The organism is uncultured Limnohabitans sp. (assembly GCF_937889215.1).
Taxonomy (GTDB): Bacteria; Pseudomonadota; Gammaproteobacteria; order Burkholderiales; family Burkholderiaceae_C; genus Limnohabitans_A.
This window is the reverse complement of the sequence record NZ_CALBEX010000187.1, coordinates 1-10,185: the sequence shown is the minus strand read 5'-3', so window position 1 is coordinate 10,185 and position 10,185 is coordinate 1. Positions and strand designations below refer to the sequence as shown.

General features: G+C 60.5%; 12 protein-coding genes and 1 pseudogene. 4 read left to right on the top strand and 9 right to left on the bottom strand.

Annotated features, from left to right (window positions below):
- Window positions 1–651: pseudogene (locus tag Q0341_RS04875) on the top strand (ATP-dependent helicase); the annotation flags it as partial.
- A gap of 173 nt (window positions 652–824) precedes the next feature.
- Here Q0341_RS04875 and rplS read toward each other — a convergent pair.
- The 4 genes from rplS to rpsP form a co-directional block, all read right to left on the bottom strand.
- Window positions 825–1,208, bottom strand: coding sequence for a 50S ribosomal protein L19 (gene rplS / locus Q0341_RS04870; RefSeq protein ID WP_299510944.1), 384 nt, complete (start codon window positions 1,206–1,208; stop codon window positions 825–827).
- Between the two features lie 116 nt (window positions 1,209–1,324).
- Entirely contained in the window at window positions 1,325–2,134 is an 810-nt protein-coding gene (gene trmD, locus Q0341_RS04865) for a tRNA (guanosine(37)-N1)-methyltransferase TrmD (RefSeq protein WP_299510943.1), read from the bottom strand.
- 26 nt (window positions 2,135–2,160) lie between these two features.
- Window positions 2,161–2,775 carry a ribosome maturation factor RimM gene (gene rimM, locus Q0341_RS04860; protein ID WP_299510942.1) on the bottom strand — a complete coding sequence of 205 codons (615 nt, stop codon included), beginning with the start codon at window positions 2,773–2,775 and terminating at the stop codon, window positions 2,161–2,163.
- Between the two features lie 10 nt (window positions 2,776–2,785).
- The gene (rpsP, locus tag Q0341_RS04855) at window positions 2,786–3,037 is read right to left on the bottom strand and encodes a 30S ribosomal protein S16 (protein WP_299510941.1); all 252 of its coding nucleotides are present in this window, start codon (window positions 3,035–3,037) and stop codon (window positions 2,786–2,788) included.
- 137 nt (window positions 3,038–3,174) lie between these two features.
- On the opposite strand from rpsP, the gene Q0341_RS04850 reads away from it, so the two are divergent.
- The gene (locus Q0341_RS04850) at window positions 3,175–3,696 is read left to right on the top strand and encodes a GNAT family N-acetyltransferase (RefSeq protein ID WP_299510940.1); all 522 of its coding nucleotides are present in this window, start codon (window positions 3,175–3,177) and stop codon (window positions 3,694–3,696) included.
- An 8-nt stretch (window positions 3,697–3,704) separates the two neighbouring features.
- On the top strand, window positions 3,705–4,151 hold the full coding sequence (locus tag Q0341_RS04845; RefSeq protein WP_299510939.1) for a hypothetical protein: 447 nt from the start codon (window positions 3,705–3,707) through the stop codon (window positions 4,149–4,151).
- Here the strand turns inward: Q0341_RS04845 and folK are convergent.
- Genes folK through Q0341_RS04820 form a run of 5 tightly spaced genes read right to left on the bottom strand, consistent with a single transcriptional unit; the run spans window position 4,141 to window position 8,646 of the window.
- Entirely contained in the window at window positions 4,141–4,620 is a 480-nt protein-coding gene (gene folK / locus Q0341_RS04840; RefSeq protein WP_366522670.1) for a 2-amino-4-hydroxy-6-hydroxymethyldihydropteridine diphosphokinase, read from the bottom strand. The two genes, Q0341_RS04845 and folK, sit on opposite strands and share 11 nt — an antisense overlap.
- Before the next feature lie 21 nt (window positions 4,621–4,641).
- The gene (gene pcnB, locus Q0341_RS04835) at window positions 4,642–6,210 is read right to left on the bottom strand and encodes a polynucleotide adenylyltransferase PcnB (protein ID WP_299510938.1); all 1,569 of its coding nucleotides are present in this window, start codon (window positions 6,208–6,210) and stop codon (window positions 4,642–4,644) included.
- Window positions 6,207–6,875, bottom strand: coding sequence for an HAD family hydrolase (locus Q0341_RS04830; protein WP_299510937.1), 669 nt, complete (start codon window positions 6,873–6,875; stop codon window positions 6,207–6,209). Before Q0341_RS04830 ends, pcnB begins: the two co-directional genes overlap by 4 nt.
- Complete coding sequence (gene hda / locus Q0341_RS04825) at window positions 6,872–7,558, bottom strand: DnaA regulatory inactivator Hda (RefSeq protein ID WP_299510936.1); 687 nt, start codon at window positions 7,556–7,558, stop codon at window positions 6,872–6,874. The genes Q0341_RS04830 and hda overlap by 4 nt, the downstream gene beginning before the upstream one ends.
- Window positions 7,555–8,646, bottom strand: a complete 1,092-nt coding sequence (locus Q0341_RS04820) for an AI-2E family transporter (protein ID WP_299510935.1) — start codon at window positions 8,644–8,646, stop codon at window positions 7,555–7,557. Before Q0341_RS04820 ends, hda begins: the two co-directional genes overlap by 4 nt.
- A 157-nt stretch (window positions 8,647–8,803) precedes the next feature.
- Here Q0341_RS04820 and purM point away from each other — a divergent pair, with 157 nt between their 5' ends.
- The gene (gene purM, locus Q0341_RS04815; protein ID WP_299510934.1) at window positions 8,804–9,856 is read left to right on the top strand and encodes a phosphoribosylformylglycinamidine cyclo-ligase; all 1,053 of its coding nucleotides are present in this window, start codon (window positions 8,804–8,806) and stop codon (window positions 9,854–9,856) included.
- The last annotated feature ends 329 nt before the right edge of the window (window positions 9,857–10,185 follow it).

Below are 10,185 nucleotides of genomic sequence, written 5' to 3'. Positions count from 1 at the left end.
TACACACGCCAGCCCTTCAAGGCCGAAGTGATCCCTGGCCTGGAGCCCAAAGCACGCATGCCCGAAGCCCGTAAGCCCATGGGCCGTGGTGGTGACCGCTTCGGTGGCGAGCGCAATTACGCCAACGCAGGCGGTGGTTTCCGTGGTGGTCGTCCCGCTCCTGGTGGCCGCGACTTCGGTGGCAACCGTGACCGCGACAATGCTGGTGGTGGCTTTGACAACCGCGCCCCGCGTGGCAACTTCCGCGACGAGCAACCCCGTTTTGAGCAGCGCAGCGAACCCCGCTTCGATGCGCGCAAAGACGGCGGCCGTTTTGACGCCCCCCGTGGTGACAACCGCAACGACAACCGTGGTGGCGATCGATTTGAGCAGCGCGCTGCACCCGCACACCCTTGGGATAAGGGCGACAGCCGCCCTGCACCACGTCAAGATGCTCGCCAGGACGGCCCACGTCAAGGTGGTGGCCGCTGGGAAGAGCGCGGCGGTGACAACCGCAATGCGGCCCGCCCGGCCCCCCGTGGCGCTGCGGGTGACAAGTTCGCTCGCGGCCCCAAGCCCTTCGGTGCCAGCAACTTCAAGCCTCACGCCGCAGGCGAAGGCCCTGGCGGTAAACGCGGCGGCACACGGGTTCTGAAAATCACACGCGGTTAAGGCCAGACAGGGGCCTTGCGCCCCTGCTTGAGCTCACCCAAGATCAGGCCTTGCTTTGCAGCAAGGCCTTTTTTGCGTCTGCTGCGCACAAGGTGACACGGCAAATGAATCGGCATAAAAAAACCGCCCTGGGCGTGAACCCGGGCGGTTGATTTCGCATAAACTAAGAGGCTTTAAGCTTTGGCTGCGGCTGCAACTTTGCGCTGGGGCAACTTTTCTTTGATACGTGCCGACTTGCCGCTGCGCTCACGCAAGTAGTACAGCTTGGCGCGGCGAACATCACCACGGCGCTTGACTTCAATGCCTGCGATCACAGGGCTGTAAGTCTGGAACGTACGCTCCACACCTTCGCCACTGGAGATCTTGCGCACAGTGAAGCCGCTGTTCAGACCACGGTTGCGCTTGGCGATCACAACACCTTCGTAGGCCTGGACACGCTTGCGCGCACCCTCCACCACGTTGACGCTGACGATCACGGTGTCGCCTGGGGAAAACTCAGGAATGACTTTACCCAGACGGGCAATTTCTTCCTGCTCAAGAGTTTGAATCAAATTCATTTTTTGAACTCCGTCCGATCATGCCTCGCTACACAAGGGGCGTTCCGTGCTGTAAAGGCCATGCTTGTGCATGACTGAGCCAGATCGCGGCGGGTAGAGGATCGAAAAGCCCTTGATTATAGCTTTTTAGATGCCCCGTTGTAAACGGGTTGGCCAACGGCTGTGGCCGTACCTGAAGAAGATGGTTGCAGCGCGGCCTCGTCCAGGCGACTCAGCTTGCCGTCGGCGCGGGCTTGCAACAGCAAGTCGGGGCGATGGAGCGCCGTCAGTTGCAAACTTTGATCACGCCGCCAGCGTTCAATGCGGGCATGGTGGCCCGACATCAACTCAGCAGGTACGGCATGGCCTTGCCACACCTCAGGGCGCGTGAAATGCGGGCTGTCAAGCAATCCATCGAGCGCTGGGTTGAAGCTGTCCAGTTGGTGGCTGCCTTCGTCGTTCAACACACCAGGCTGCAAGCGGGCCACCGCATCAAGCAAAGCCATGGCGGCGATTTCCCCGCCAGAGAGCACAAAGTCACCCAAGCTGATTTGCTGGTCCACAAACTGGTCAATGAAGCGCTGGTCTACCCCTTCGTAGCGGCCACACAACAGCACTGCACCGGCGCTTTCAGACCATTGCGCCACGGCGGTGTGGTTCAAGGCCTGGCCAATCGGGGAAAACAGCACCAGCGGCGCAGGGCTGGCCTCTTGGCGTTCGGCACGGATGGCCTTGAGGCACTGAAACAAGGGTTCGGCCAACATGACCATGCCGGGCCCACCCCCAAAAGAGCGGTCATCCACCCGCCGGTAATTGCCTTCGGCATGGTCGCGGGGATTCCACAAACGCACATCCACCAAGCCGCCCTCGTAAGCGCGGCGGGTGATGCCACTGGTCAGCAAAGGCGCAAGCAGTTCGGGAAATAAAGTGATGATGTCAAAGCGCATGGATGGCCCTCCACGGCCTGGGGCGGTCAATAGTCCGGTTGCCAGTCAACCGTGATTCGCTTGCCGGGCAGGTCGACGTGATCGACGAAGGCTGCAACAAACGGGATCATGCGCTCCACGGGCTTGCCACCGGCTTGCTCGGGTGGGGACTCGATGACCAGCACAGTTTGCGGCCCCGTGGACATGAGGTCTCGCACTTGGCCCAGCAAAACGCTTTCGCGGTTGAACACTTGCAAACCGATAAGGTCAACCCAGTAGTACTCGCCTTCGGCAGCCGCAGGAAAGCTCGAGCGTGGCACAAAAATGCGGGCACCGCGCAAAGACTCTGCGGCGTTTCGGTCATCAATGCCTTGAGCACAGGCCACCACCGTATCGGAATGGTCTTTGACTTCTTTGAGCTGAAGCAACACAGGTTCTGTCCAGGCGGGCTGCGCCGCTTGGGGGGCTACTGCCGCAGCACGCGGGGGCTTCATGGGCCGATCGGGTGGCAACAAGAACCATTGCTTGGAAGAAAAAAGCGCCTCAGGAGAGGCGCTGTGGGGCAAGACCTTGAACCAGCCTTTGATGCCCCAAGCATCGGCGATGCGTCCAATTTCTATGGCGTCAGCGGGCAATGCCGCCGTTTCCAAAGTTGGACGCATGACCAACCGATCAGACGGTTGCTTTGGCCGCTTGACGGATCAGGCGTTCCACTGTGGGAGAAGCCTGGGCGCCCACGCTTTTCCAGTAGGTCAGGCGGTCTTGGGCAATGCGCAGACCTTCTTCAGCACCACGGGCTGTAGGGTTGTAAAAACCGATGCGCTCGAGGAAGCGACCATCGCGACGCACGCGCTTGTCAGCCACGACGATGTTGAAAAAAGGACGTGCTTTAGAGCCGCCGCGGTTCAAACGAATAACAACCATGATTTATCCTTGGGTGGTTGGGTCTCTTGGGAACAAATGCCCAGGGTCCCGGTATCCTTCAGCGTTTGAGACACGCAACTGGCCACCCGGCCAGTGACACACTGAAAAGCCCACCATTATACAACGGGAGCCTTGCCTTGCCTCTGATCCGACCCAGCCGCGACGAAGATATCGCAGCCATCACAGCCATTTACCAACACCATGTGCTCACGGGAACAGGCACTTTTGAGATCGATCCTCCCTCAGAGGCCGACATGGCCGCCCGCCGCGCCGATGTGCTGGCCAAAGGTTTGCCCTATTTGGTCGTAGAGGAGGCGGGTCAAGTTCTGGGATTTGCTTATTGCAACTGGTTCAAGCCGCGCCCGGCTTACCGTTTTTCTGCCGAAGACTCAATTTACATGGCCCCAAACGTGCAACGCAAGGGCATGGGCCGGGCCTTGCTGACCGAGCTGTGCAGCCAAGCTGAACGTGTTGGCGTGCGCAAACTCTTGGCTGTGATTGGCGACTCGGACAACACCGGCTCGGTCGGCGTGCATGCCGCGTTGGGCTTTAGCCATGTGGGCCTCATCAAGTCTTGCGGCTGGAAATTTGACCGCTGGCTCGACGTGGTCATGATGGAAAAACCTTTGGGATTTGGCGACAGCACGGCTCCGCAATAATCAGCCGTATGAAAAACAAAACTCTCGCGACTTGGTTAACTTTTTGGATCGGGCCCTTGGGCTTGCACCGTTTTTACCTTTATGGCTTCAAGGATATGCTCGGCTGGGCACTGCCCATTCCAACAGCGCTGGGCTTTTATGGCCTGGAGCGGGTCCAGCAATTCGGACAAGACGACACCCTCAGCTGGATGTTGATTCCCTTGTTGGGCTTCACCGTGGCAGGTTGCGCCATGAACGCCATCATTTATGGTCTCACGCCCATTGAAAAATGGAATGCCAAGTTCAACCCCCAAGCCGATGCATTGGTGCCCGCTGGTCGGACCCAGTGGGCCACCATCATTGGCGTTGTGGTGGCCTTGTTGATGGGCACCAGCGTGCTGATGGCCAGCCTGGTGTTCAGCTTTCAGCGGTATTTTGAATACCAGATAGAAGCCGCCCGGGAAATCAGCCAATAAGCCGCCGAACGCCCTGCGCCTCCACCCTCGCCAAGTCTTCGGTGCTGACGCTGCCCGGCCACACATCGGCCAATGGGTAAAGCACGAATGCCCGCTCACGCCAGCGTGGGTGGGGCACGATCAGTTCTGCGCTGCTGATGTGGGCTTGGCCATAAAACAGCACATCCAGGTCCAATGTGCGCGGGGCATTCACATGTGGGCGCAACCGGCCCGCACGGGTTTCCATACCCTGCAGGGCACGGAGCAAATCGGGGGCCGTCAAACGGGTTTCAAGCTGCGCCACAGCATTGACAAAATCAGGCCCTTGGGCTTCGTGCGGGGCTGTGCAATACAGGTGTGAGCGGCCCGTGAGCCGCGTTTGCGGCAGCAGCGACAACGCCTCCATGGCCACCAGCACAGTTTGCTGGGCATTCCCCAAATTGGCCCCAAGGGCCACGTACGCTGTCACGGGATCCCGCAAGGTGCTCAATGTGGGGCTCCGTGATTGTGCTTATTCAGCGCCACCCGAGTCGGCCACGGCATCACCGGACGCACCGGGTTTGCGGCGGCGGCGGCGGCGTTTCTTGGCCGCCTCGCCATCGCCTGAATCTGCCAAAGGCAAGGCCTGGCTGGACTCACTGGGGCCGGTCGTGGCCGCAGCCGCGCCATCAGGCCTGGGCGCGCGGCGCACACGGGGTTTGGCTGTTTGGTTGGCTTGCTGCTCGGCCTTGGCGGTCTGAACCAAATCTTCGCGCTCAGAATCACTGGCCATGCTGAATTCTTGCCACCAGTCAGCCAGTCGCACATCCACTTCTTCGATGTCGGCGCGTAACCGTAAAAAGTCAAATCCAGCCCGAAAACGGGGCTGCTCGACCAGGCCAAAAGGCACGCTGCCCACGCGCTTTTCAAAGCGCGGTTGCATCATCCAGATCTCGCGCATGTCAGCGGCCAGCTTGCCGCGCCCGGACACATCGCCGATGCGGGCGTCAAACACCTCATCGATCGCGTCTTGTAAAGCCGGGTGCGGGTGCTCCTTGCGTGCCAGGCGCTTGGCCCAGCCTTCGCGCACATCGGCCCACAGCACGCATGCCAGCAAAAAGCTCGGCGCGACAGGCTTGCCTTCGCCTACACGGCGATCGGTGTCTGCCAGCGCCACTTGCACAAAGGCACTGCCAGCGCGCTGCACCACCACATCCAGCAAAGGATAAATGCCGGTGGCCAATCCCAATTTTTTGAGCTGTTCAATGGACGCTAAGGCGTGCCCGGTTTGCAGCAACTTGAGCATCTCGTCAAACAAACGGCTTTGCGGCACATCGGCCAGCAAAGTGGCCGACTGCGTCAAAGGCTTGGCGGTTTTGGTCTCCAGCTTGAAACCCAAGGGGCTGAGCTTGGCCGCAAAACGCACGGCGCGGATGATGCGTACCGGGTCTTCGCGGTAACGCGCCACCGGGTCACCAATCATGCGCAGCACACGCTTTTTGGCGTCCGGAATGCCGCCGTGGTAGTCCACCACAATCTGCGACTCGGGGTCGTAGTACATCGCGTTCACCGTGAAGTCGCGGCGCGTGGCATCTTCGTCCTGCGGACCCCAGACGTTGTCGCGCAGCACGCGGCCCGATGAGTCGACCGCATGTTGCATGCCTTCGAGCTGGCGTTTGCTGGTGCGCTCATTGCCCTTGACCTGCTCGGCCGCCACATTGTCCAGGTGCGCACGGAAGGTGGACACTTCGATCACCTCGTTGTCACGTCCCCGGCCATAGACCACATGCACGATGCGAAAGCGTCGCCCAATGATGAAAGCGCGGCGAAACAGGCCCTTGACCTGCTCAGGCGTGGCGTTGGTGGCCACATCAAAGTCTTTGGGGCGCAGGCCCAGCAGCAGGTCGCGCACCGCACCACCCACTACATAAGCCTCAAAACCGGCTTGCTGCAAGGTGCGCGTGACGTTGATGGCGCGCTCGTCCACCAGGCTCGGGTCGATGCCGTGCACAGACGCAGCCACCTCGGTACGCCGGCCAAAGTGGGGGCGGTTGCTTTTGGGGGCTTTGCCCATCAGCTTGTCGATGAAATTTTTGATCATTCTTTAAAAAGTTCGAGGATGCGCCAGCCACGATCTGTGGCCACTTGACGCAACCGAGCGTCAGGGTTCGTTGCCACCGGATGGTGGGCTTTTTCCAAAAGCGGCAAGTCATTCATGGAGTCCGAGTAGAAAGTTATCTCCACACCACCCCAGTCCAGCCCTTGCTGGTGCAGCCACTGCGCGACGCGGGTGACTTTACCTTCCCGAAACGACGGGGTGCCCCGGATCTCGCCCGTGATCCAGCCGCTGGCATCGCGTTCTAGGTCGACCGCGATCAACTCGCTGACCCCAAAGGCCTGGGCAATCGGGCGGGTCACGAACTCGTTGGTGGCGGTCACGATCATGACCGTGTAACCCGCGTGCTGGTGCGATCGTACCAGCGCCAGCGCCTCGGGCGTGATGCGCGGGCGGATCACTTCGTCCATGTAACGGGCATGTGCCTGAGCCGCCTCGGCCGCGCCGCGTTCGCGCGCGGCGCGGGTTGCAAAGCGCACATAGTCATGGATGTCAAGCGTGCCCGCTTGGTAATGGGCATAAAACTCGTCGTTGCGCTGACTGAACACCGCCGGGTCGGTCCAACCCATTTCGGTCGTGAACACACCCCAGGTGTGGTCAGAGTCCAGCGGCAGCAAGGTGTGGTCCAAATCGAACAGGGCGAGTTTCATTCGTTATCCAGCATCGCGCGCACCAGCGGAATGGTCAGGGCGCGCTGCGTTTGCAAGGCATAGTGGTCCAGGTGGTCCAGCAACTGCATCAGGCTGCCCAGATCTCGCGAAAAGCGCTTGAGCATGTAGGACATGACTTCGTCGCTCAAAAACAGGCCCCGGGCATCGGCCTCTTGGCGCAGCACGGCGCGGCGCTCGGGCTCGTCCAACACCTGCAGAGCGTCGATGTGACCCCAGCCCAGGCGGCTGCGCAAGTCGTCGCGCAGCTTCAGATCGGCCGGGGGCAAAGCCCCGGCGGCCAAAACCCAGCGCGGTGAGCCACTGCGGGGCGTCAAAGCGTTGACAAACCAGTTGAATGCGGTGTGCTGCTGCTCGGCGTTGTACAGGTGCACATCGTCCATCAGCACAGCGGCCCAATCGTCATTGAAATCGGGCGGGTCCATGCTGTGGGCATCGAGCCAGCCCACCTGCGCGCCCTGCTCTTGCAGCGCATGGTGCACTGCGTGTAGCAAATGGGTTTTGCCCGAGCCGCTCTCGCCCCACAGGTAGCTGGGCACGGGCGAGCGGCTGGCCGAGGCGGTCCACAAACGCAAATGGCCCAATGCGGCGGCGTTGGGGCCTGCAAAAAAATTATCCAGCGTGGGCCTTGACGCTAGCCCGATGTCCAAAGCCAGTTGCTTCATGCCTGATCGGGTCCTTGTTCCACCACACCCGAGCCGCTTTTACGGTACAGATCACTTTGCAGGTATTGGTGGCGCAGGCGGCGCAAGCCCACCAACAAGACCGCGCTGGCGGGCAAGGCGATCAGCACGCCCACAAAACCCAGCACTTGGCCAAACGCCATCAAGGCCAAAATGACGGCCAAAGGATGTAAACCAATGCGCTCCCCCACCAAGCGGGGGGTGAGCACGAAGCTTTCGATCAATTGGCCCAAACCAAACACCACCGCCACCATGATCACCGCCTGCGAGGGTTCAAACTGCAACAAGCCCGCCAGCAGCGCCAAAACCAAGCCCAAACCGAAACCCAAATAGGGGACAAACACGGCCAGGCCCGTGAAAATGCCAATGGGCAAAGCCAAGTCCAGACCAAATAAACGCAGCCCCGCCGCGTAAAACACGGCCAGCGCCAACATCACCAACAACTGCCCACGCAAGTACTCGCCCAGCACCAAATCACTGTCGTGCATGAAGCTGTCAAAGCTGCCTCGCCAAGACGGCGGGACCAACTCGACCACGCTGCCCACCAAACGCGTCCAGTCGTAAAGCATGTAAAACAAAGCGACCGGCACCAACACCGCATAGCCCACCCAGGCCAAGGCCACGCTGCCGCCCAGCTGGAGCGAGGACATGACAGGGGCCCACCAGTCTTCACGGTTCTCGCTGAGGTAAGCGATCAATTGGGTTTTTAAATCGCCCAAATCCAGAGAAACATTGAGCCCAAGCTGCGCCAGCAAGGGGTTAACCGCATCGCCCACACGATCGAGCAGCAGTGGCAGCTGCTGCTGCAGCAGCGGCCACTCACGCACCAAAATTGGCACCAGCAACAAGAACAAACCCAACAAGGCCAGCATGGCCAGGCCCTCGACCAGCACCACGGCCAACAGCCGAGGCACACGCCCTGCGGCAAAACCCTCCAAGCGCAGCACCAAAGGATGTAAGACATAGGCCATGACGGCCGCGATGACAAACGGGGCCAGCACGGGTGCGAGCAGCCAAAACACCAAGACTGCAACCACGGTCACGCCCAGCCAGGCGGTCAGTCGATTCATCAAAAAAGGCAGAGGTGCTTGCAAGGGGGTCTCGTTTTTTGCGACAGCTGGCCCGAGGTGCTCAGGGCCAACCCTTAAAATAAGTGCTGATTTTAGTCTGCCAGCCCGTTTATTGGCCCTCCGTTCTCCATTTACATGCCCCATTCGGGCCAAAACCATGAGCCAAACTCCACTTTCCTACAAAGACGCCGGCGTCGACATCGTTGCGGGCGACGCCTTGGTCGAGCGCATCAAGCCCTTGGCCAAAAAAACCATGCGCGAAGGCGTGCTGGCTGGCATTGGCGGGTTTGGCGCCCTGTTTGAAGTGCCCAAGCGCTACAAGGAACCCGTTTTGGTCAGCGGCACCGACGGCGTGGGCACCAAGCTCAAATTGGCATTTGAATGGGACATGCACGACACCGTCGGCATCGATTTGGTGGCCATGAGCGTGAACGATGTGTTGGTGCAAGGGGCCGAACCCCTGTTCTTTCTGGATTACTTTGCTTGCGGCAAGCTCGATGTGGACACGGCAGCTGCCGTGGTGGGCGGCATCGCCAAAGGATGCGAGCTGTCGGGCTGCGCCCTGATCGGCGGCGAAACTGCCGAGATGCCCGGCATGTACCCTGCTGGCGAATACGACCTGGCCGGTTTTGCGGTCGGTGCGGTCGAAAAGTCCAAAATCCTCACAGGTCAAAACGTGAAAGCCGGGGACGTGGTGCTGGGCCTGGCTTCGAGCGGCGTGCACTCCAACGGTTTCAGTCTGGTGCGCAAGTGCATCGAGCGCGCGGGCAGCAACGCCCCCGCCACGCTCGACGGCAAGCCCTTCAAGCAAGCCTTGATGGAGCCCACCCGCTTGTATGTCCTCAATGTGCTGGCCGCACTGGCCAAACACCCGAACACGCAAGAAGCCTCCGGCATCAAAGCACTGGCCCACATCACAGGCGGTGGCTTGCTAGAGAACATCCCCCGTGTACTGCCAGAAGGCCTGGCCGCTCACCTGCAAAAAGACAGCTGGCCGCAGACCGAGCTGTTTGCCTGGCTGCAAGCCACCGCGGGCATCGACGACATCGAGATGAACCGCACCTTCAACAACGGCATCGGCATGGTGGTGTTGGTGGACGCGGCACAAGCCGAGGCCTGTGCCGCCACCCTGCGCGGTCTGGGTGAAGCGGTTTACACCATCGGGCGCATCGCAGCCCAAGGCGATGGCGCACAGGTGGTGGTGGCCTGACCCATGGAGCTGGTCGTCTAGAGACTTCAGCGATAGGCTGGCCCTGTGTTCATTTGCAGGTCGGTGCCTTGAGGTCCGGCATGCATGGATTCGCGCAGCAACATTTTCAAAAGGCATTGGCGCACAAACGCTTCGTCGGATCTCAAGTCACCGACAATGGATGGCTGACACTCAAGCCATCCATTCAAACATCATGGAGTTGGGTCAATCAAGCCCCGACAGCTCGCTCACACGGTTGCGCAAAGCCACCGTGTCGGGCGCTGCCGGCACCGCCTCCAAATACTGCCTCAGGTCCTGCAGGGCTTCGTGCACATGCCCCAACTCGGCAT

Coding starts and splice junctions, on each gene's coding strand:
- hda (WP_299510936.1), bottom strand. CDS start 7,558: ATGAAGCAACTGGCTTTGGACATCGGGCTAGCGTCAAGGCCCACGCTG.
- Q0341_RS04845 (WP_299510939.1), top strand. CDS start 3,705: ATGAAAAACAAAACTCTCGCGACTTGGTTAACTTTTTGGATCGGGCCC.
- rimM (WP_299510942.1), bottom strand. CDS start 2,775: ATGCGTCCAACTTTGGAAACGGCGGCATTGCCCGCTGACGCCATAGAA.
- Q0341_RS04820 (WP_299510935.1), bottom strand. CDS start 8,646: ATGAATCGACTGACCGCCTGGCTGGGCGTGACCGTGGTTGCAGTCTTG.
- pcnB (WP_299510938.1), bottom strand. CDS start 6,210: ATGATCAAAAATTTCATCGACAAGCTGATGGGCAAAGCCCCCAAAAGC.
- trmD (WP_299510943.1), bottom strand. CDS start 2,134: ATGCGCTTTGACATCATCACTTTATTTCCCGAACTGCTTGCGCCTTTG.
- purM (WP_299510934.1), top strand. CDS start 8,804: ATGAGCCAAACTCCACTTTCCTACAAAGACGCCGGCGTCGACATCGTT.
- rpsP (WP_299510941.1), bottom strand. CDS start 3,037: ATGGTTGTTATTCGTTTGAACCGCGGCGGCTCTAAAGCACGTCCTTTT.
- rplS (WP_299510944.1), bottom strand. CDS start 1,208: ATGAATTTGATTCAAACTCTTGAGCAGGAAGAAATTGCCCGTCTGGGT.
- Q0341_RS04830 (WP_299510937.1), bottom strand. CDS start 6,875: ATGAAACTCGCCCTGTTCGATTTGGACCACACCTTGCTGCCGCTGGAC.